The sequence below is a fragment of the Bacillus sp. MZGC1 genome, from assembly GCF_002998605.1.
GTDB lineage: Bacteria > Bacillota > Bacilli > Bacillales > Bacillaceae > Bacillus.
The window spans coordinates 157,863-178,469 of record NZ_PVRE01000001.1; the positions used below are offsets into that span (position 1 = coordinate 157,863).

General features: G+C 42.3%; 21 protein-coding genes and 1 riboswitch. Of the genes, 16 read left to right on the forward strand and 5 right to left on the reverse strand.

The annotated features are described in order from the left end of the window. Positions 1–13 precede the first annotated feature (13 nt). On the reverse strand, positions 14–997 hold the full coding sequence (locus tag C6Y06_RS00735; RefSeq protein ID WP_095285598.1) for a Gfo/Idh/MocA family protein: 984 nt from the start codon (positions 995–997) through the stop codon (positions 14–16). 144 nt (positions 998–1,141) lie between these two features. Continuing rightward, positions 1,142–1,501, reverse strand: coding sequence for a MerR family transcriptional regulator (locus tag C6Y06_RS00740; protein WP_034660511.1), 360 nt, complete (start codon positions 1,499–1,501; stop codon positions 1,142–1,144). 310 nt (positions 1,502–1,811) lie between these two features. On the opposite strand from C6Y06_RS00740, the gene yidA reads away from it, so the two are divergent. Then, complete coding sequence (gene yidA, locus C6Y06_RS00745) at positions 1,812–2,624, forward strand: sugar-phosphatase (protein WP_034660510.1); 813 nt, start codon at positions 1,812–1,814, stop codon at positions 2,622–2,624. A 36-nt stretch (positions 2,625–2,660) separates the two neighbouring features. On the opposite strand, the gene C6Y06_RS00750 is transcribed toward yidA, so the two are convergent. Next, the gene (locus C6Y06_RS00750; RefSeq protein WP_034660509.1) at positions 2,661–3,668 is read right to left on the reverse strand and encodes a helix-turn-helix transcriptional regulator; all 1,008 of its coding nucleotides are present in this window, start codon (positions 3,666–3,668) and stop codon (positions 2,661–2,663) included. A 129-nt stretch (positions 3,669–3,797) separates the two neighbouring features. Between C6Y06_RS00750 and C6Y06_RS00755 the strand changes: the two genes are divergently transcribed. Then, positions 3,798–4,505: a class I SAM-dependent methyltransferase gene (locus C6Y06_RS00755; RefSeq protein WP_106036373.1), complete on the forward strand. Its 708-nt coding sequence runs from the start codon at positions 3,798–3,800 to the stop codon at positions 4,503–4,505. After that, positions 4,502–5,599 carry a saccharopine dehydrogenase family protein gene (locus C6Y06_RS00760; protein WP_106036374.1) on the forward strand — a complete coding sequence of 366 codons (1,098 nt, stop codon included), beginning with the start codon at positions 4,502–4,504 and terminating at the stop codon, positions 5,597–5,599. The genes C6Y06_RS00755 and C6Y06_RS00760 overlap by 4 nt, the downstream gene beginning before the upstream one ends. Before the next feature lie 27 nt (positions 5,600–5,626). Here the strand turns inward: C6Y06_RS00760 and C6Y06_RS00765 are convergent, their stop codons facing one another. After that, positions 5,627–7,450 carry an acyltransferase family protein gene (locus C6Y06_RS00765; RefSeq protein WP_106036375.1) on the reverse strand — a complete coding sequence of 608 codons (1,824 nt, stop codon included), beginning with the start codon at positions 7,448–7,450 and terminating at the stop codon, positions 5,627–5,629. Positions 7,451–7,691: 241 nt separating this feature from the next. Here C6Y06_RS00765 and C6Y06_RS00770 point away from each other — a divergent pair, with 241 nt between their 5' ends. From C6Y06_RS00770 to C6Y06_RS00820, 11 genes are all read left to right on the forward strand, one after another. After that, complete coding sequence (locus C6Y06_RS00770; RefSeq protein ID WP_060597616.1) at positions 7,692–8,567, forward strand: aldose 1-epimerase family protein; 876 nt, start codon at positions 7,692–7,694, stop codon at positions 8,565–8,567. 60 nt (positions 8,568–8,627) lie between these two features. After that, complete coding sequence (deoR, locus tag C6Y06_RS00775) at positions 8,628–9,572, forward strand: DNA-binding transcriptional repressor DeoR (protein ID WP_034660503.1); 945 nt, start codon at positions 8,628–8,630, stop codon at positions 9,570–9,572. Between the two features lie 83 nt (positions 9,573–9,655). Then, a complete protein-coding gene (deoC, locus tag C6Y06_RS00780) occupies positions 9,656–10,327 on the forward strand; it encodes a deoxyribose-phosphate aldolase (RefSeq protein ID WP_060597615.1) in 672 nt (223 codons plus the stop codon). Between the two features lie 166 nt (positions 10,328–10,493). After that, positions 10,494–11,675 carry a NupC/NupG family nucleoside CNT transporter gene (locus tag C6Y06_RS00785; protein ID WP_034660501.1) on the forward strand — a complete coding sequence of 394 codons (1,182 nt, stop codon included), beginning with the start codon at positions 10,494–10,496 and terminating at the stop codon, positions 11,673–11,675. A 25-nt stretch (positions 11,676–11,700) separates the two neighbouring features. Continuing rightward, a complete protein-coding gene (locus C6Y06_RS00790; protein ID WP_106036376.1) occupies positions 11,701–13,002 on the forward strand; it encodes a pyrimidine-nucleoside phosphorylase in 1,302 nt (433 codons plus the stop codon). 181 nt (positions 13,003–13,183) lie between these two features. After that, positions 13,184–13,627: a MarR family transcriptional regulator gene (locus tag C6Y06_RS00795; RefSeq protein ID WP_106036377.1), complete on the forward strand. Its 444-nt coding sequence runs from the start codon at positions 13,184–13,186 to the stop codon at positions 13,625–13,627. Positions 13,628–13,641: 14 nt separating this feature from the next. After that, on the forward strand, positions 13,642–14,280 hold the full coding sequence (locus tag C6Y06_RS00800) for a nitroreductase family protein (RefSeq protein WP_034660498.1): 639 nt from the start codon (positions 13,642–13,644) through the stop codon (positions 14,278–14,280). Positions 14,281–14,305: 25 nt separating this feature from the next. After that, entirely contained in the window at positions 14,306–14,599 is a 294-nt protein-coding gene (locus C6Y06_RS00805; protein ID WP_106036378.1) for a putative quinol monooxygenase, read from the forward strand. 189 nt (positions 14,600–14,788) lie between these two features. After that, positions 14,789–17,170 (forward strand): immune inhibitor A domain-containing protein, encoded by a 2,382-nt coding sequence (locus tag C6Y06_RS00810; RefSeq protein WP_034660496.1) that lies wholly within the window; start codon positions 14,789–14,791, stop codon positions 17,168–17,170. A 208-nt stretch (positions 17,171–17,378) separates the two neighbouring features. After that, positions 17,379–17,636, forward strand: a complete 258-nt coding sequence (locus C6Y06_RS00815) for an ORF6C domain-containing protein (protein ID WP_034660495.1) — start codon at positions 17,379–17,381, stop codon at positions 17,634–17,636. 1 nt (position 17,637) lies between these two features. Then, a complete protein-coding gene (locus C6Y06_RS00820) occupies positions 17,638–18,009 on the forward strand; it encodes a DUF1304 domain-containing protein (protein ID WP_034660494.1) in 372 nt (123 codons plus the stop codon). A 33-nt stretch (positions 18,010–18,042) separates the two neighbouring features. On the opposite strand, the gene C6Y06_RS19965 is transcribed toward C6Y06_RS00820, so the two are convergent. Beyond that, positions 18,043–18,207: a hypothetical protein gene (locus tag C6Y06_RS19965; protein WP_003214630.1), complete on the reverse strand. Its 165-nt coding sequence runs from the start codon at positions 18,205–18,207 to the stop codon at positions 18,043–18,045. Positions 18,208–18,461: 254 nt separating this feature from the next. Here C6Y06_RS19965 and C6Y06_RS00825 point away from each other — a divergent pair, with 254 nt between their 5' ends. Together C6Y06_RS00825 and C6Y06_RS00830 are read left to right on the forward strand one after the other, a co-directional pair. After that, entirely contained in the window at positions 18,462–19,118 is a 657-nt protein-coding gene (locus C6Y06_RS00825) for a type 1 glutamine amidotransferase domain-containing protein (RefSeq protein WP_034660493.1), read from the forward strand. A gap of 138 nt (positions 19,119–19,256) precedes the next feature. Next, entirely contained in the window at positions 19,257–20,384 is a 1,128-nt protein-coding gene (locus C6Y06_RS00830; RefSeq protein WP_106036379.1) for a hypothetical protein, read from the forward strand. Positions 20,385–20,440: 56 nt separating this feature from the next. Continuing rightward, positions 20,441–20,544, forward strand: a riboswitch (TPP riboswitch). Positions 20,545–20,607: the final 63 nt, after the last annotated feature.

Here is a 20,607-nt window from a genome sequence, read left to right on the forward strand (position 1 = left end):
GGCGGTTTTTTCATTAAAATTGATCTGCTGGGAAAACAATGCCTGCATCTTTTCTTGCAGCTTCAAGGACTTTCATTACAGAGAGACTTTCATCAAGCCATGCATAGCACTGTTCATAATTTTTTGTTTCAATGATGTGCTGAAAAGCTTCTGTTTCATAAAACAGGCGGTTTGAATTTGTTTGTGCATTGAGTGAGGTCACCTGATCATTCACATGAAGTAACACTTCCTCGCAGCCATTCGCCCCATTTTTCACATGAATGAAGCCTTTTTCTCCTTGAATCAATGCAAAATTCATGCTGCTTGTATCCTTACTGCCGACACTTGTCGCAATGAAATCATTGTAGGTGAAAGTCAAAACACCAGATGTATCGATGCCATTTGGGTGACGGTTTGCCTGGTAGCGGACCTGTTCTGGTGATCCGAAGAGGTTCATGATGAAATGGACATTATAGATATTAATATCCATCAACGCTCCTCCGGAGAATTCAGGGTTAAAGACATTTGGCGTTTCGCCGGCTAGCAGCTGATTATATTTGCTTGAATATTGACTATAGTTGCATTGAACCAGTTTGATTTTACCTAATTGATGAAGGTGCTTTTTAATCAAATGATAGTTTGGCATATGAACGGTCGTAATGGCTTCAAATAAGAGAAGCTGCTTTTCCTTTGCGAGTGCGATTAAGGCTTCCAGCTCTTTGACATTAGAGGTGAAAGGCTTTTCGCAAATCACATGTTTTCCGTGTTCCAATGCAGCTGCGGCATGCTCGCTATGTAAACGATTCGGTGATGCAATATAAACGGCTTCAATGTTCGGATCTTCTAGCATAGCCGTTAAGTCCGTATAAGTTGTTTTCACACCAAATTGGTCTGCGAGCTTCTTTGCCGTTGCTTCCTTTCTTGAATAGACGGCATGACAAGAAGCGCCTTCAAGCTGTTCAATCGCTTGCAAGAAGCTTTCCACAATCACACCTGTTCCAATGGTTGCAATGTTCATTCTACTCAAAACCCCTTCCACTCGTTTGATATCAAGTAAAGCTGTCTCTAGTATAACTGATGTTTGAATTACACGTGCACTTGAGGCCTGGGCGGAGAGGGGTGCCAGTGGCAAACACCGGCACATTTTTGGCAGCCCTTACAATTAGCTGATGTCCGCTAATGTTTGTTTTGTTAACAATTGAATGGCAGCCTTCCTCTTTTTTAACTCTTGAATGGAGTGTTGAATATCCTCAACTTTTTGTTCGAGCAGCTGTTCAGCTTCTGTTTTTGATTGTTTTTCAAATAGTGATTTGATAATTTCGCGAATTTCTTTGAGTGAGAAATCTAGCTTTCTTGCTTCTGTGATAAAGGAAAGCATGAGTACATATTTTTTATCATATAAACGATAGCCGTTATGTGCTCTCTTTGGTTCGGGGAGCACACCCTCATTTTCGTAAAAACGAATGGTTTCAATATGCACACCAGACAGTTTTGACAATTTACCTCTAGTAAACGTAATCATTCCCTGCACCTCCTTTCTTTGCTATCCATCATACAATTAGATTTGCTAGTTTCAAAATGTTCAGTCGTGAACATTTGTTTTCATTTTCCCATTGGAAAAGGGCACAAACTCTGTTTAAAGCAGGATGAATAGAATACGATATAATAGAGTAGGCAGATGACAATTTTGTTACAGGTGAGAACAAGTAGACAGCGTGATGAAAAAACGATAGGCTAAAATAGGTAAATAGTAATGATATAGCCTGTCATCATATAGATGATGGCTCAAAATAGTGACAGCACGTTTTTTGCTGAGAAAAGGGGACCAGTGAATGTATAAATTAGTTGCAATTGATATGGATGGTACGTTATTAAATGATCAACATATGGTGACAGCTGAGGTGTTTGAGGCCATTCAACAGGCGAAGGCAGAGGGAGTTAAGATTGTATTATGTACAGGACGACCTATTGGTGGAGTGAATCGCTATCTAGATGATCTTCAGCTCAATCAAGAAGGAGACTATGTGATTGCCTACAATGGGGCGCTTGTCCAAAACAGCCATACAAATGAAGTGGTGTCAGAACTGACATTATCCTATGATGATTTGACTTCTTTATATGAGCTGAGCCGTGAGCTCGATACACCGATGCATTATTTCGATTCCGCTCATTTGTACACACCGAATCGTGATATTAGTGAATACACAGTACTTGAATCTTATTTAACAAAGCTGCCGCTTAAATATTTACCTGTTGAAGAGGCAGATCCTTCAATGAGACTTCCGAAGATGATGTATATTGATCAGCCAGAACGGTTGGAAAAGACGATACAAGCCATTCCATCTGAAGTAAAAGACAAGTACATGATGGTGAAAAGCACAGATTTCTTCCTTGAAATACTGCATCCTGAAGTCAGCAAAGGAAACGCCGTGAAGCTTCTAGCGAAAGAGCTGGGAATTGCTCGTGAAGAGGTCATGGCCATTGGTGACAATGGGAACGACGTATCGATGCTGGAATTTGCGGGCTGCGGCGTTGCCATGGGAAATGCCATTGATGATGTCAAAGCAGTAGCGGATGTTGTGACAAAATCCAATAATGAAGCCGGAGTAGCACATGTCCTGCATGAGTTAGTTTTAGGAAAATAAACAAAAAAGCGGTCTACCAGTGAGGTAGCCGCTTTTTTATATGTGAGAGAAAAAGTAAACAAGCATCCGTCTGCTGCTCAAATTTGTCTTTTGCAACATCGCCTTCACATGATCATGGACGGTATGGGTTGAAATAAATAAAGTACTGGCGATTTCCTTTGTAGACTGTCCCTTTAATAAGCAGTCGAGGACGTTCATCTCTCTTTCTGTCAGCCGGTACGTTTTTGCCGCATAAGGAAGAATATCATTTGTTTGGGCTCTCTTGATGTGAATCATGACAGCCTCTTCCTGCCCGGCTGCCTGCGCTAATCGAAATGCTTGAAGAGAGAGAAACAGCCCCGTAGGCATTCTCGTCATGCTTGCCGCTGTTTGGTCGATACCTCCGTATAAAAGTTTAGCCCCTAATGCTCTGAACGGGCGCGGCATGGTCGCCTTGTCATGGATTTGTTCAAAGGCTTGAAATGTATGAAGCCAATGAAGCCCTGTCTCATTTCCATAAAGAAGATTGTAATCGTGTGAGAGAATGAGGAAACCTTGCTGCTCCGCTGCGTCATCCTCTTCAGTATCTCTTTTCTTGAAAAGTTCATCTCTTAGCTTGGCTGCGAGTCTGGGCGTTTGTTCGAAGACCGCTCGGATATCTTGTTCTTGAAAAGGTTCCTTGTCCTTTAGACGATATAGGCTGGCAATACCCCAGCATTCTCCTTGAATCACAAGGGCTGCCCGCAATTCATCAGACCATCCTTTAGGCAACAAAATGTCTCTGTAGCGATCACTGTTGAGATATTCCCCGCTTTGGACTAAGCTCGCAGCATGAATAGGGCCTTTGGCTAGAGACTCATGTTGATGCACGTCCTTTTTTAAGAACTCATTTTGAAACAGCTGATCATGAATTTCTTCAATCGGTTCATCTGTGAAGGAACCTGTCGAGAGGAGAGTGGCTGGATCAATGGTCGTGATACAGGCGGCATCAAAATCAAGGACGGCAGCAAGCTCGTCCCGAATGTGTTGTCTCAGCTGCTGAAAATGAGTGGCTGGATTGGTCACATGATCTCCTCCTCAAAAATCCCCACTTTTAGGGATCGTGTTTTTTGATGTCTCTTTTTACAATAAAGATGTCATACCGTTAGTGTACAGGAAACGATGTAAAGCGGAAAGGAACTGGAGGAGAAGGACATGAAAGGAAACCAGCATTGGCACGATCCCGTAGCTGAATCATACGCAGCCACGATTGCTCATAAAGTACCCGGCTATCAGCTATTGCATGAGTTGACAATAGACGTATTAGAAACTGAAGTAAAGGGAGCGGCTTCTCGCATTTTGACTGTTGGAGCGGGCGGGGGCGAAGAGATCATCAACATGCTTCAAAGAAAAGAAGACTGGCTTATCACAGGAATCGATCCGTCACCTTCTATGCTGGATATGGCGAAACAGCGAGTTGGACAGCTTCAGATGGAGGCGCGTGTTACATGGCATGAGACCGTATTAGATAAGGTTTCTGCTGAACCTGTTTACAATGCAGCGATGAGTTTGCTTGTGATTCATTTTATAGAAAAGCGCCAGCCCTTTTTAGAGGAGATTGCCCGCAGGCTTCAACCAGATGCACCGCTTGTGTTGGCATTTATACAGGGAGAGATGAAGTCCCATACATTTCAACAGGAGCTTTACATGCTTTCTCTTTTCATGCAGCGGCAGGGTCTAGAAAAAGAAGTGTTTACATCCTTTAAAAACAGGCTGGGACACGCGACACACCCTGTTCCTGAGGAAGAGATAAGAGAGCATTTAATCAAAGCGGGATTTGAAGACATCAGACCTTATTTTCAGGCAGGAATGATCAAAGGGCTTGTTTGCAAGCGAGGTCGTAGAGAGGCGGATGAGAAATGAGATCACAGGTGATGGTGATTGGCGGCTATGGACATGTTGGACAGCAAATATGTCTGCAGTTAAGTGAAGTGTATCCGGGACAAATTGTTGCGGCAGGCAGAAGCTATGAGAAGGCAGAGAAATTTTCACGCCAGTCAAAAGGGAAAGTTCGTCCTTATCAACTAGATGTCAGTGAGCCGCTATATTCGGACTGGATGGATAAAACAAAGCTGGTGATCATGTGTCTTGATCAAGAAGATCCGTCATTTGCTGAAGCAGTTCTGCGGTCAGGCATTGATTATATTGATATCTCCGCGAAAGGGGCGTACATGGAGCAGGTGGCAAAGCTGGATCAGCGGCACATCGGTGCAACGGCTTTGCTCAGTGTCGGGCTTGCGCCTGGCCTTACGAATTTATTGGCAGCGAAAGCAGCATCTATGCTCTCATCAGTGAATCAAATAGATATAGGGATTATGCTTGGGTTGGGTGATCAGCATGGAAAAGCCGCTATTGAATGGACGCTTGATCATGTCCATACTGACTATGTGCTTACTAAGCATCATCAGCGTAAAAGAGTCAAAAGCTTTACTGGAGGTAAACGGATAGACTTTGGTGGAAGTCTTGGAAAGCGGCATGCCTATCAGTTCCCCTTCTCTGATCAGCAGACATTGCCTTCGACGCTCCGCGTGCCTTCTGTGACGACAAGGCTTTGTTTTGATTCCCGCGCGGCGACGCGTGCATTTGCCTTCACAAGGAGTCTCGGAATGACGTCCCTTCTCACTGTGCCGAAAATCAAGAAACGAGCCATTTCCATGATTCAATCTGCTCAAATGGGAACAGATCAATATGCAGTGAAAGTGGAGGCTACAGGAATGGACGGGAACAAGATTCATCAAGCAGCGCTTGGAATAAAAGGACGCGATGAGTCTCAAGCAACAGCTCAAGTCGCCTCTGCTGCGGCATTGCATTTATTGAGCAGGCGGTTTCAGACAGGTGTTTTTCATATCGAAGAAGTATTTTCTCTAGCGTATGAGAACGGTGATTTTGCTTTGGTGGATCAAACAACGAAGGAAAAGCGGGTGTTAGCGGTTAGAGCCAGCCTTTTGACGGAATAAAAGAAGACTAGCAGGATGCTAGTCTTTTTATGATGAAGATGACACATCTCCTTTTTTCTTGATGCTCGCTGTAATGAGCTGTGTCAATGTGTCAGAGCCTTTTGTTGAAAGGTGAACACCATCAGGCTGAAAATAAGATGGCTGTCCGGTGGCGGCTGAATGCCAATCGACAAGGGTCACATTGGAATGTTGATCGGCCACTCGCTGAATGACTGCATTCACATCATTTTCCCAAGACCTTGGGACTCTCGTGTTCACAAGGAAAATGTGCGCCTTTGAAAATTGTTGAATGAATGCTGTCAATGTGCCCTCAGTAAAATAGCCATTCGTGCCAAGCTCAATAATAACAGCGGCATCAGATTGATTAAATGAAGCATATTGAGGAGCGATGCTGACGGCTTCGTTCATTTGTCTGCCAACCTTTGCATCGATGGTGATTTGTGCATATGCTTTTTCAAGATTCGGCGCAATGTCCAGCATGACGGAATCACCAATAGCAAGAATTTGGTGAAACTGTTTCTGATCTGCTGCTTTCTTCTCGTGTTTTTCTTTCTTTTTCTTAGCTTTTGGTTCCGCAGAGTCTCCTGCTTTTTTCGGTGCCGTCTTAATTTGTGTCACTTCCTTGGCATGTGGGGACGTATGGGACGAACTGGACATGCCAATGGTAAATAAGATCAAAAGAGCTGCTGCGATTCCAAGGAACACTTTATGAGACGTAGACCATTGTTTGAATCCCTTTTTCCAAATAGACCAAGAGGCAAAATATTGTCTGAAGCCAAGCCGGCGAATCGGCTGTTCGATGAAGCGGTAAGAGGCCTCTGCAATGAGTAAAATGGCCATGAGCTGCAATGCGACACGCCCCATAGAAGGCTGTCCAATTTCAATGACAGGGGTAGTCAGCACGATGATGGGATAATGCCACAGGTAAATACCATAAGAACGCTTTCCGAGCCAGACGAGCGGCTGATAGGAGAGCCATTTCCCTAAAAGACTTGCAGGGTGGCAGATGCACGCAATTAAAATCGCTGCATTTAGACAGAATAAAAGCATGCCTCCTTGATAGAGAAAGCCGCCAAATTCGTCCACTGCATAAACACACAAAAGAAAAACCGCAAACGAACCAAAACCAGCGATATGTAAAATACGTCTGCCAACAGGAAGTAACTTTTTGCTGGACAGTCTTTGCATGGGCCATACAAATGCCAGGCTGCACCCAATCAGGAGCGCAAATGCACGAGTATCTGTTCCGTAATAAACTCTGCTTGGATCCGTATCTGGTGAATAAAGAATCGCCATCCATAAGGCGGAGACAAGTGCAAGGCCAAAGGTGATCATTGGCAGATGGGATCTATTTTTCACCCATTTTAGCCCTGCAATCAATAGAATCGGCCAAATGATATAAAATTGCTCTTCTATCGCCAAAGACCACAAATTTTTCAGTGGAGATACAGCGTTGAAGCTATCAAAATAAGACAGCTGATGGAAGATGTACCACCAGTTACTGACATAAAAAAAGGACGATAAGGCATCGCCACGAATGGACAATAGTGCATTCGAACCCGCAATCGCACACCAGCTGACGGTTAAAAAAATCATCACGTAAGCAGCTGGAAGAAGCCTTCTGATCCGGCCCATCCAAAATGGTAAAAGCTCTTGATAGCCCAGATCCTGCTTATGTAACAAGATCGTCGTAATCAAGTATCCAGAAATCACAAAAAACAAATCAACGCCAAGAAACCCGCCGCTTGCAGGTCCGATATGTAAGTGATAAGCAATGACTGCCAATACAGCAACAGCCCTCAGCCCATCTAATCCTAATATATAACGTAAACGATTTTCCTTGCTGTTCATGAAAATGAATCCCCCATTTATGTCAAAACGCTTCTTTTTTGTTGTCATTCCAAAAGAACAACGATTCTTTTATTTTATATAAGATTAGACGGATCAGCATCACATTTTGTTGGCGAATTTCTGTCTTTTTTTAAAATTTTTATATAAAGAAAGAATTGATGGCCTGGAAGGCTGCCTTATTTTTATACTCAAAACCAAAATCCCTGTCATAATAAAAGAAGAAGGAAAGGGGATGTGTGGAATGAGAACGATTGAAAATGATCAGTTATTGATTCAGGTCAATGAGAGAGGTGCTGAGGTCAGAGAGGTGCTTCACAAGGAAAGTGGACGTCACTATATGTGGTCTGGCGATCCTGCTTATTGGGGCAGGGTGTCGCCAGTCTTATTTCCAATTGTCGGACGATTAAAGAATGACCAATACAAGATAGGTGATCAAACCTATGAGCTTGCGCAGCATGGATTCTTGCGGGATGTTGATTTTGATTTATATGAAGAAACGAAACATACGGTGACCTTTCAATATGAATCAAAAGGCCGCCACATCGAGCAGTATCCTTATGAATTTACAGCCCGTATTCGATACGAGCTGTCGGAAAATGGTCTGACGATTTCCTGGGAAATTGATCATGACGGAGATGACACGATGTATTTCTCCATTGGAGGGCACCCCGCATTTCATGTCCCGCTTGTTGAAGGTGAGCGCACAGCAGATTACTACCTGACATTGACCCCTTCCACTGAGTATCTTCCTGTCCAATATGAACTAAAAAATTCACTTGTCAGGGAGAAAGAAAAAGGCATTCAACTTGAACCGATTCAGCTTCGACCAGAGCTTTTTCAGCATGATGCGATGATCTATAGCCATATCAATCGAGTGTCATTGATTTCTCAGGCAGGTCACGGGGTTGAGGTTGATCTCACTGGTTTTCCGTTTGTTGGTATTTGGTCACCTTATAATAAAGAAAAAGGCACAATGGCTCCATTTGTATGTATTGAGCCTTGGTACGGTATTGCCGATGTTGAAGGGGCGAATGGGCAGTACAAGGAAAAGTTCGGTATTCAAACTTTAGAGAAGAATGAAACCTTCCAAGCCGCCTATACGATTTTCTTCAAATGAACATTTGTGCATGATAAGATGAACATTTTGTTATGATAGAAGAAAAAAGGAGGCGTACGAATGGATCGGGAGAAACAACAACTGAGTATTGAAGCGGCAAGGCTTTATTATTTATCGGATTACAGCCAGCAGGAAATTGCCAAACAACTCGACCTGTCGAGACCAACTGTGTCTCGGCTGCTTCAATATGCGAAGGAGAAGGGGTACGTCCAGATAACGGTAATGGACCCATTTGAAGACTTAAATGAGCTATCTTCATTGCTCAAGGAAAAATATGACCTGCTCGAAGCTCATGTGGTGTTTTCGCCCAAAGATGATTATCCAACGATTACCGAATACTTGAGCCAATTTGGTGCCGAGTACTTGCAAGACACAGTGAAAGACGGTGATATCGTTGGTGTGAGCTGGGGAACCACCATGTATCAAATTGCCCAAAAGATGCAACCTAAACAGGTCAAAGGTGTGGAGGTTGTCCAGCTGAAGGGTGGGATCAGCCACTCCCATGTGAATACATATTCTGCGGAAACCATCCAGCTGTTTGCTGAGGCCTTTCAAACAGCACCGCGCTATTTACCGCTTCCTGTTGTATTTGATAGTGCTGCCGTCAAGGAGATGGTTGAGCAGGACAGACATATTCAGCGCATCATTGAAATGGGGAAACAGGCGAATATTGCTGTGTTTACTGTTGGAACGGTAAGAGATGAAGCACTTTTGTTTAGACTTGGTTATTTCCGTGAAGAAGAAAAAGCGCTGCTCAAAGCATCCAGCGTCGGAGACATCTGTTCGCGCTTTTATGATCAGGAAGGGCGCATTTGCAGTGAAGCGATTAACAACCGCACTATTGGTGTGGAGCTTGATGATTTAAGGACAAAAGAACGCTCCATTCTTGTGGCTGGCGGACATCGCAAGGTTGCTTCTATCCACGGGGCACTAAGAGGAAAATATGCGAACGTATTGATTATTGATCAGCATACAGCAAAGGCTCTTTTAAATGTCACAAAATAGATGAACAAAATTTCATAACTATGTTTACAAATGTTCATCGGTCATATATGATGAAAGTATCATAATTAAAAGGAAGTGTAAGCATGACGATAGCAAAGCTCATTGATCATACAGCACTAAAACCAGATACATCTAGAGCTGCCATTATGCAGTTACTTGAAGAAGCAAAAACTCATCAATTTGCATCCGTTTGTGTGAATCCAACTTGGGTATCTCTTGCAGCGAAGGAACTAGCAGGAACAGGCGTTGATGTATGTACAGTCATCGGTTTCCCGTTAGGTGCAAACACAACAGCAGTGAAAGCATTCGAAACAAATGATGCAATTGAAAACGGTGCAACTGAAGTGGACATGGTCATCAATATCGCGGCATTGAAAGACGGCGAATATGATGCAGTTGAACAAGATATTCGTGCAGTTGTAGACGCAGCAAAAGGCAAAGCCTTAGTGAAAGTCATCATTGAAACTTGTTTATTAACAGATGAAGAAAAAGTCAAAGCTTGTGAGCTTTCAGTAAAAGCTGGCGCTGATTTTGTGAAAACATCGACTGGATTTAGTACAGGCGGTGCAACAGCTGAGGATATCGCATTAATGCGTAAAACAGTTGGACCTGACATTGGTGTGAAAGCATCAGGCGGCGTGAGAACAAAAGAGGACGTTGAAGCGATGACAGCTGCAGGCGCTACCCGCATTGGTGCGAGTGCAGGCGTTTCTATTATCAAAGGGGACCAATCAGCTCCTTCGAAAGACTATTAATTCATACGATCCTATGGTAGGATAACATTCGTGACTCATAAATGATGAAAAAGTCATAAGCGGAAGGATCTCACTTCTGGGAATTTCTTCCGCTCTTTGTTTGCGAAATATGGTTTGTTCCATACAAGCGCATTAATGTAAACGAATTCATTCGAGGAGGAAAAACATGAAATACGTGATTGGTATCATCGGTTTGCTGGTGATTCTCGCCATTGCATGGCTGGCTAGTAACGGGAAAAAACGAGTAAAATTCCGTCCAGTAATTGTCATGATTGTACTGCAATTTATTTTAGGTTATATTCTGCTCAATACAGGTGTTGGGAACTTCCTAGTCGGAGGCTTTGCAAAAGGATTCCAAATGCTTCTAGGCTATGCCGGTGAAGGAATCAACTTCGTATTTGGCGGGTTAATGAATGATAATGCGTCAACTTTCTTCATCAACGTCTTACTGCCGATCGTCTTTATTTCGGCATTGATCGGTATCTTGCAGCATTGGCGTATCCTTCCGCTTATCGTACGCGGAATCGGTTATTTGCTTAGCAAAGTAAACGGTATGGGGAAACTAGAATCTTACAACGCAGTAGCGTCTGCGATTTTAGGACAATCAGAAGTGTTTATTTCTATTAAAAAGCAGCTTGGATTGTTACCTCAGCAGCGTCTTTATACATTATGTGCATCTGCGATGTCGACAGTATCGATGTCTATTGTCGGTGCGTACATGCAAATGATTAAACCAGAGTACGTGGTCACAGCACTTGTGCTGAACCTATTTGGTGGATTTATTATCGCGTCTATTATCAATCCATATGAAGTGGCTAAGGACGAAGACATGCTCGAAGTCGTTGAAGAAGAAAAGCAATCCTTCTTTGAAATGCTTGGCGAATATATTATGGATGGTTTCAAAGTAGCGATTGTTGTCGCTGCGATGTTGATTGGATTCGTTGCATTAATTGCGATGATTAATGGAATCTTTACAGCTGTCATCGGTGTTTCCTTCCAAGATGTACTTGGATATGTCTTTGCCCCATTTGCTTTCCTTGTCGGTGTTCCTTGGAGTGAGGCGGTACAGGCAGGAAGTATTATGGCAACGAAAATGGTATCCAACGAATTTGTGGCGATGCTGGCTCTAACTGGAGATGGCTTGCATTTCACAGCTCGTACAGAAGCAATCATTTCTGTATTCCTTGTGTCATTTGCGAACTTCTCATCTATCGGTATCATTGCTGGAGCAGTCAAAGGCTTAAACGAAAAACAAGGGAACGTTGTCGCACGCTTTGGATTAAAGCTGTTATTCGGTGCAACACTTGTCAGCTTCTTAACAGCAGGCGTTGTCGGTTTGATTTACTAATTTAAAAAAAGGAATGGTGAAAACAATGAGAATGGTAGATATCATTGCGAAAAAACGTGACGGAAAAGAATTATCTTCAGAGGAAATTTCTTTCTTTGTCAAAGAATATACGGACGGAACAATTCCTGACTACCAAGCAAGTGCCTTGGCTATGGCAATTTTCTTCCAAGATATGACGGATCAAGAACGTGCAGACTTAACGCTCGCTATGGCGAACTCAGGAGACACGATTGACCTGTCTGCCATTGAGGGCATTAAAGTAGACAAGCACTCAACAGGCGGTGTAGGTGATACAACAACGCTTGTACTCGCTCCTCTTGTGGCTGCACTTGATGTACCTGTTGCGAAAATGTCTGGCCGCGGCCTTGGACATACAGGCGGTACAGTGGACAAGCTTGAAGCGGTAAAAGGCTTCCACGTAGAAATTACAAAAGACGAATTCATCGAGCTCGTGAACCGTCATAAAGTAGCGGTCATTGGGCAATCAGGCAACCTGACACCAGCGGATAAAAAGCTTTATGCCCTTCGTGATGTGACAGGTACCGTTAACTCGATCCCGCTCATTGCAAGCTCTATTATGAGTAAGAAGATTGCTGCTGGTGCAGATGCAATCGTACTAGATGTGAAAACAGGCGCAGGTGCTTTCATGAAAACCCCTGAAGACTCTGAGAAACTTGCAAAAGCAATGGTTCGCATCGGAAACAACGTAGGCAGACAAACGATGGCTGTCATCTCTGATATGTCTCAGCCGCTAGGATTAGCGATTGGAAATTCCCTTGAAGTGAAAGAAGCGATTGATACACTCCGAGGCGAAGGTCCTGAAGACTTAAACGAGCTTGTGCTCACATTAGGAAGTCAAATGGTTGTTCTTGCGAAAAAAGCAGAGACACTTGATGAAGCAAGAGAAAAGCTAATTGAAGTCATGAAAAACGGCAAAGCACTTGAGAAATTCAAGGAATTCTTAGAAAATCAAGGTGGAGACGGCTCGATTGTGGATCAGCCGGAAAAACTGCCGCAAGCCCCTTACCAAATCGAAGTTCCTGCAAAGGAATCAGGTGTGGTTGCTGAAATCGTCGCAGACGAAATCGGTGTTGCAGCGATGATTCTTGGAGCAGGACGTGCAACAAAAGAGGACGAGATCGACCTATCTGTCGGTATCATGCTGAACAAAAAAGTCGGCGATCGTGTTGAAAAAGGAGATTCACTCGTGACACTTCATGCAAATCGTGAAGATGTTGCGAATGTCATGGAAAAAATTTATAACAACATCCGCATCGCAGATCATGCTGATGCACCAACTCTCATTCACACTGTGATCACAGAATAAAGGAAAAAGGACAAAAGTGCTTCGTCGCTTTTGTCCTTTTTTTGTTCATTTCTTTTTCTATTGAGATAAAAAATTTCACTTTATGAAACAAACCACTTGCAATCATCAAATAATGGGTGTATATTAGTTGATGAGTCAATGATTGATATATCAACTAATTGATCTGAATAGAAAAGAGGGGATGGCATTGACTGCATTTTGCTCTGAAAAAGCAGAGGTATTATACCGTTTGCAGTGCGTGAACCGTATGATGGGTGTGAAGTTCGAAGCATGCACGGGCATCAGCCAATCAAGACTAGAGTTGCTATCACTGTTATTCCAAGCCGACGAAATCAGCCAGTCAGATTTGCAGAAAAAAGTGAATATTGACAGTGCGGCTGTGACGCGTCACTTAAAACAGTTAGAAACAAAAGGAATGGTTACGCGCAGAAGAAAGCCAGAAGATAATCGAGTCACACTTGTTCGTCTGACAGAAGAAGGCAGAACGAGAATCGAAGCTTCTAAAAAAGAAAAAGAACGATTTATCTCAGAAATGCTTGAAAACGTAAGTGACGAAGAACGAAAGCTTCTCACTGATGTGCTCATGCGAATACAACAAAACATCGAAAAGATTCAAACAACCTAAAGGAGTGTTTCAACATGGCTGCAACATTAAAAACAAACGATTTTATGGAAATTATGAAAGGGCGCCGCTCCATTCGTAACTATGACCCAGCTGTGAAAATCAGCAAAGAAGAAATGGCAGAGATTTTAGAAGAAGCAACAACGGCACCATCATCAGTGAATGCACAGCCTTGGCGCTTTATGGTCATTGACAGCCCAGAAGGAAAAGAAAAGCTTGCACCACTTGCAAAATTCAACCAAACTCAAGTGTCAACATCAGCAGCTGTCATTGCAGTATTTGCAGATATGAAAAGCAATGAATACTTAGATGAAATTTATTCAAAAGCAGTAGAGCATGGCTACATGCCGCAAGAAGTGAAAGAAAGACAAATTGCTGCACTAACTGCACACTTTGAGGTTCTTCCAGAGCAAGTCAATCGCGAAACAATCTTAATTGACGGTGGAATTGTGTCTATGCAGCTTATGCTTGCAGCACGTGCACACGGCTATGATACAAATCCAATCGGCGGATTTGATAAAGAAGTCATCGCTGAAACATTTGGCTGGGATAAAGAACGTTATGTACCAGTGATGCTGTTATCAATTGGGAAAGCTGCTGACGAAGGTTATGCATCTTACCGCTTACCGATTGAACGCATTACAGAGTGGAAATAATATCTTTTCAAAAGGAGACGATCATATGATTATTATTCATGCAGGGATGACCATTCATCCAGAAAAAGAAAACGTATTTCTAGAAGAAATCAACGCATTAATGAAAGCTTCACAAGCGGAAGAAGGCAATGTATCCTACAAGCTGTTCAATGATACAGAAAAGGAAAATACCTTTTTAATGGTAGAAGTGTGGAAAGATGACGCTGCGGTTCAGAGCCATAATGCAAGTGCACATTTCCAAGCTTTCGTAGCGAAGGCAAAAGAATTCTTAGCCGCTCCACTTGATGTTGTTGCATTTCAAGGCCAGCAGCTTTCATAGTAAAACAACAAACACCCTAGGCGGTTATCGTCTAGGGTTCTTTTATTTTCGACACCTTGTTCCACCCATTTCATTCCCGTATTGTGCATTTTCCACAAAGTTTCTGAAAATAAAATGTTTTTCGACTTAAGTATATTGGAATATGCTAGAATGAGATATTATTTATTACCAAATTAGGGAGGAACTAATATGAAAAAAGGGAAATGGACGAGCATTGCACTAACGGCTGTCCTCAGTTTAGGCACATTGGCAGCTTTCAGCACCCCTCTATCTGCCCACACCACAGAGAAATCAACATCCTCAGATGGCGGTCATTATTCAGGTATTCCATTTGACGCAAGTGTCGTGAATGAAGACCGTCTCATCAAAGCCTTGAAAAAACAAGGAAAGATCAAAAAGAATGCCAATGAGGCAGAAACCCAAAAAGCATTAAAGAAATATCTAAAGAAAAAAGAAGAATCTGCCATGAAACAAAGTGCAAGCACCTTAACAGAAGAGCCTGAATTTCTGAAAGAATACAAACAAGAGGTACATAACAAATTAGCCAACAAGAAAAAGTTAAAGAAGCATAAAGGAAAAGAAGGGAATCATGTAAAACCGGTCAAAAGGGAAAAGTATAAAGGCGATGTTCGCAATGATAAGGTATTGGTTTTATTAGTAGATTTTAAAGATTATAAGCATAATAGTATTAAAAAAGAAGAGACTGATATGTACTATGACAAGTACAATCAACAGCACTATCAAGATATGCTTTTCGGAAAAAATGGCTACATCGGTCCAGATGGTAAACGCAAAGTATCCATGAAGCAATATTATGAAAAGCAGTCCGGCGGTAGTTACACAATCAGTGGAACAGTTGCAGGATGGTATACAGCTAAGCATGAAGCAGCCTATTACGGTGGAAACGTACCAGACGAATCAGGCAGTGATGGCAAACCGCGTGAATTGGTGAAAGAAGCACTCGAAGCAGCAGCAAAAGACCCGAACATTGATCTCGGTGAATATGATCAATGGGACCGCTATGATATAGATGGAGACGGCGTTTATAACGAACCAGACGGCATCATTGACCATCTGATGGTCGTTCATGCTGGCGTAGGTGAAGAAGCTGGCGGCGGACAACTTGGCTCTAATGCGATTTGGTCGCACCGCTGGTCACTTGGTGATGTATTTGAAATTCCAAACACTGAATCTGAAGTCGGGCAAGGCGGAAAATTAGGTGCGTTAGATTACACTATCGAGCCTGAAGATGGCGCGGCAGGCGTGTTCACACATGAATTCGGACATGATCTTGGTCTTCCTGATGAGTACGATACACAGTACACAGGCGGAGGCGAGCCTGTTTCATACTGGTCGATCATGTCAAGCGGAAGCTGGGCAGGTAAAGTCCCTGGAACGGAACCAACAGGCTTTAGTCCATATGCGAAAGAAATGCTTCAAAACTTGCATGGCGGTAACTGGCTTACTGGACAAACCATTGATGGTAAAACATTAAAGAAAAGCAAAACAGTGCTAATTGATGAAGCAGCAACAAAAGGAACGAACCATGATGCGGTTCGAGTGGATTTACCAGATAAAGAGATTGTGGTCACAAAACCTGCTCAAGGACAATATTCGTACTTCAGCGGAACAGGTGACAATTTGAATGCGACCATGACGACAACAGGTATCGATTTGTCGAAGGGGAGCAAAGCAGAGCTTACATTTAAAGCATGGTACGATATCGAAGAAGATTATGATTATGCGTATGTAGAAGTACGTGAAAAAGGAACTGATCAGTGGAAGACCATTTCTGGTAACATCACGAATGATCGAAATGAAGCAGGTGCGAACGAAGGCAATGGAATTGACGGAAAATCGGACGGATGGGTAGATGCAGCCTTTGATCTTTCTGCTTATGCAGGGAAGAAAATCGACCTGCAATTCCGCTATACAACCGATGCAGGCTATTCACTGCCAGGCTTATTTGTAGATGATTTAAACATCACAGCAGATGGGACGAAAGTGTGGTCAGATGATGCCGAGGGCACGTCTAAGTTCACCTTTAACGGATTCTCAAAATCTAATGGAAAACAATATGCACCCCAATATTATTTGCTAGAGTGGCGCTCTTATGCTGACGTTGATAAAGGCTTAAAGCATATCAAACGTGGGGCAAGCCTCATGAGCTATAATAACGGTTTGGTCGTGTGGTATGTCGATCAATCCTATAGTGATAACTGGGTAGGAAATCACCCAGGGAACGGTTTCCTTGGGGTAGTAGATGCAGATCAGCAAGTATTGCAATGGAGTGACGGCTCCATTGCTGCCACAGGCTTCCAAGTACATGATGCAGCATTTTCTTTGAATCCAAGTACGAAGCTGAATATTGATTATACAGCGACAACAGGCTTAACGTTGGCAGATCGCTATATTCGCCCGACTCGTACATTTAGTGATAAAAAGAATTATGTGAATCCAAATAACCCAGATGCAGGACGTGATGTACCAACATATGGTCTATCCTTTAAAGTCGTTGGACAAAGTAAGGATCGTTCTGTTGGAAAGGTATTAATTTCTAAAAGTAACTAAACAGAAAGCCGGATTTTACCATTGAATCCGGCTTTTTGATATGGTAATAAACTGTTTTTGATGAAAAGGACGGCTTTTTGGTCGAATGTCTGTTCTTTTTTATTTTGATATCCGAATGAAACCATTATATAATAGAGACTGGAAGGTTTTTCTTTCATTCATGGTTCTTTTTTAGCTGTTAAAACAAAGGAAAGGATGAGCGTTACCAATGAGTTGTGTCACTGCTAAGCAATTAAAGGTGATTAGAGGGACGATGCAGACTTTTTGCAGCCATTTGGAGTATGATGGTCACGGTAAGCTTCATATCAATACCATCATGGCTTTTATTAAAAAGGAATTCGGTGTGAGAAAAATGAAAGACATTCCACAAAGCCGGTTTACTGAAGCGCTTGAATTAATACAAGACTTTGATTTATACACGGATAAAATAGAGATTCGTGATCGTCTATCAGAAAGGAATAACTAAATTGAATATTTTAGCAATGATATTAGTAGGAATTGTCGCATTAGAACACATTGTCATTATGTTATTAGAAATGTTTTTTATGGAATCAAAGATGGCAAAGAGATCCTTTAAGCTGCCAGAACACTTGCAAAAGGATCCAAATGTAAAAGTGATGTTTGCCAATCAGGGGCTTTATAACGGGTTTTTAGCTGCAGGACTCATTTGGGGGCTCATTCTCGGATCGAATACTGTTGGATATATGATTCAGCTATTTTTCATTCTTTGTGTGATCATCGCTGCGGTATTTGGCGGTGTGACCTCTAATAAATCAATCATCATCAAGCAAGGAGTACCAGCGCTGCTTGCATTAATTGCGCTTATCCTGGCAATTTAACCATAAATAAAGCCGCCCTAGTGAGGGCGGCTTTTATCTTTTTCGAAGACCCATCAGACGAATAATGGATGTCAGACAAAGAGCAACGGCAACAGCCAAAATAATTTTTCCATACATGACCCCTGTTAGGTTCATCAAAAAGACGGCCAATATGATACAGAGCGTGATGATGATCATCACAATCGAATAGGTTTTCATCTCTTTTCCACTCCTTTTAAAGTCCCCTCACATCCGAGAGGTCTATCCATCTTACCTCATATGATATCACTCAATGACAATTTTACATGAAATTCCCTACCAATAGAATGTGACATATTGATTAGATTTGATGTCATGCCATATTTTTTAGACAATCGGGTATACCATAAAGAGCTGCATTGAAGTTTAATTGCTTGATATTTAATTGTGCAAAATATAAAATAACCATATGATATATCGAAAGGATGATCAAGATGAGTAAGAAAGTGTTATTAGTATCGACAAGCAGTTCGGAAATGAACGGACATCCAACAGGCTTATGGCTAGAAGAATTGGCAGAGCCATTTCATATTTTTAAAGAAAATGAACTAGATGTCCAAATTGTCTCTATTCAAGGAGGCACTGTGCCTATTGATAAAAATTCCATTCCAGAAGGTGTTCCAGCGCAATATGAAGATGTATATGAATTACTTCAAGACACAAAGGCGCTTACAGATGTGAACCCAGCCGATTATGATGGCATCTTCTTTGCGGGAGGACACGGCCCAATGATCGACTTTGCATCTAATCAACTGGTAGCCGATGCAATCTTAGCCATTTCAGACAAAAATGGTGCAGTCGGAGCTGTTTGTCACGGCGTTTCAGCATTCGTTGATGTGAAGGATCAAAATGGCAAATCTTTTATCGAAGGCAAAAAAATCACAGGCTTCACAAACGAAGAAGAGGAAGCTGTTCAGCTGACATCAAAGGTTCCATTTTTATTGGAAACAAAACTTCGTGAGCAAGGGGCAGCGTTTGAAAAAGGAGATGCCTTTGCACCATTCGCTGTAGTTGACGGGCAAATCATTACTGGACAAAACCCAGGTTCCAGCGCAGAAACAGCACGCCTGTTTGTTAAAACCATTTCATAAAATGATCAACCAGTCGTAATATATGCGGCTGGTTTTTTTGTCATAAAGATGTCCTAAAAAAGACCAAAACAATGAATAGAATAATGGTAAAATATTAACAGGGTAAAAAACCCAATTAAGGAAAAAGGGGATGTTCCTGTGAGAGCATTTTATGTGAAAATCACTGCAGCTTTATTGTCTATTTTACTTGTCACAACAGGTTTATTTTCACCAGCATTAAAAGCAGAAGAAGCACCGAAATCAGATGGGAAATTGTCACCACTGACGGAAAAAGCCATTCAGCAAGTGCAAGAGTCGTTTTTGAAGCAGGATGAAGGAACCGCTATCCAACAGAAGCAACTGAAAAAATCTTTTAAAGTAGATAAGAAAAATGGAATCAGTATCAAACGAAAAGCCGCTAAAGATGGCAAGATGCGTACATCTGCCATTCGCTCCATTGATGGACTAGCAATCAACCAATCTGTTGTCTTATCAGAGGACGACCCAGTTGATTTATGGTTTTTAAGCACATCTTCACCTCAGGCACTCATCAGCCGGATTACCTCTTCAAATCCCGATTATTTCGTTCAATTATTTGTTGTTGATTATGAAACAGGACAAGCGTACCCAACAGACCTGATTCAGCCCGCAGGCAGTCTCCTTGGTTTGACCAACTTACCAGCAGGTGACTACGCATTCGGTATCACAAGCGGTGGAGATTTCGGAGACTCTTACACGTTACAAGTGAATGCAAAAAACCCGCCCAATTTCACAGGGGCTGCGTCCCTATCGTCAACCTTACAATACTTTGTAGCTGAGTATGCAAATGGGGATGTATTTGCAAATGGCGCAAAAGTATACAACAAGCAATCGAAGACAGCAGATTATGAATGGGAGCGTGTATTTTATTTCTCTTATGATGGTAAATACGAACAAAGAACCCACTCAATTTCAAGTGTAAAAGTGAAAAGCATTTCCGCTCCAGTGTCGTACTCAGCGCCTTATGCAAGCTCCTCAGAGGCCATTCTCGTCTACTTAGATGTTGAGACATTGTTTATGTACCATCAATCTTCATATGCAAGCGGTCAATATTACCACGATACCTTTGTAGATACACTTGGCAAGAAAACGCCAAGGTATTTAGATATTGATGATATGACAAATTACGGTGATCATATTTTAGCTGTTGATTTGAAAACAGGAAAGCCAATTGATTTCTTCAGTGTCCTTAATTTTTACTATGCCGCAGGGATCGAGAAGCTGCCAACGATCAAAACATTGAATTAAGAAAGGCGGTTGACATCAAATCACCACATGTGTAGAGTAAAGATAATTAAATGATATAAGTCCACTAGGGGAGTCATGTATGACTGAGACAAGAGGAAATCTTGGACCCTTTGAACCTGATCTAGTTCGTACTAGCGGAGGGAAGTGGAGCTGGACCTTGTCTTATTCATGATTGAATCGATAAGAAGGCCGCTCCATTTGGGGTGGCTTTTTCATTTATTCA

Coding starts and splice junctions, on each gene's coding strand:
- C6Y06_RS00805 (WP_106036378.1), top strand. CDS start 14,306: ATGATTATTATTCATGCAGGGATGACCATTCATCCAGAAAAAGAAAAC.
- C6Y06_RS00785 (WP_034660501.1), top strand. CDS start 10,494: ATGAAATACGTGATTGGTATCATCGGTTTGCTGGTGATTCTCGCCATT.
- C6Y06_RS00760 (WP_106036374.1), top strand. CDS start 4,502: ATGAGATCACAGGTGATGGTGATTGGCGGCTATGGACATGTTGGACAG.
- C6Y06_RS00735 (WP_095285598.1), bottom strand. CDS start 997: ATGAACATTGCAACCATTGGAACAGGTGTGATTGTGGAAAGCTTCTTG.
- C6Y06_RS00825 (WP_034660493.1), top strand. CDS start 18,462: ATGAGTAAGAAAGTGTTATTAGTATCGACAAGCAGTTCGGAAATGAAC.
- C6Y06_RS00795 (WP_106036377.1), top strand. CDS start 13,184: ATGGCATTGACTGCATTTTGCTCTGAAAAAGCAGAGGTATTATACCGT.
- C6Y06_RS00810 (WP_034660496.1), top strand. CDS start 14,789: ATGAAAAAAGGGAAATGGACGAGCATTGCACTAACGGCTGTCCTCAGT.
- C6Y06_RS19965 (WP_003214630.1), bottom strand. CDS start 18,207: ATGAAAACCTATTCGATTGTGATGATCATCATCACGCTCTGTATCATA.
- C6Y06_RS00815 (WP_034660495.1), top strand. CDS start 17,379: ATGAGTTGTGTCACTGCTAAGCAATTAAAGGTGATTAGAGGGACGATG.
- deoC (WP_060597615.1), top strand. CDS start 9,656: ATGACGATAGCAAAGCTCATTGATCATACAGCACTAAAACCAGATACA.
- deoR (WP_034660503.1), top strand. CDS start 8,628: ATGGATCGGGAGAAACAACAACTGAGTATTGAAGCGGCAAGGCTTTAT.
- C6Y06_RS00800 (WP_034660498.1), top strand. CDS start 13,642: ATGGCTGCAACATTAAAAACAAACGATTTTATGGAAATTATGAAAGGG.
- C6Y06_RS00790 (WP_106036376.1), top strand. CDS start 11,701: ATGAGAATGGTAGATATCATTGCGAAAAAACGTGACGGAAAAGAATTA.
- C6Y06_RS00755 (WP_106036373.1), top strand. CDS start 3,798: ATGAAAGGAAACCAGCATTGGCACGATCCCGTAGCTGAATCATACGCA.
- C6Y06_RS00765 (WP_106036375.1), bottom strand. CDS start 7,450: ATGAACAGCAAGGAAAATCGTTTACGTTATATATTAGGATTAGATGGG.
- C6Y06_RS00770 (WP_060597616.1), top strand. CDS start 7,692: ATGAGAACGATTGAAAATGATCAGTTATTGATTCAGGTCAATGAGAGA.
- C6Y06_RS00740 (WP_034660511.1), bottom strand. CDS start 1,501: ATGATTACGTTTACTAGAGGTAAATTGTCAAAACTGTCTGGTGTGCAT.
- yidA (WP_034660510.1), top strand. CDS start 1,812: ATGTATAAATTAGTTGCAATTGATATGGATGGTACGTTATTAAATGAT.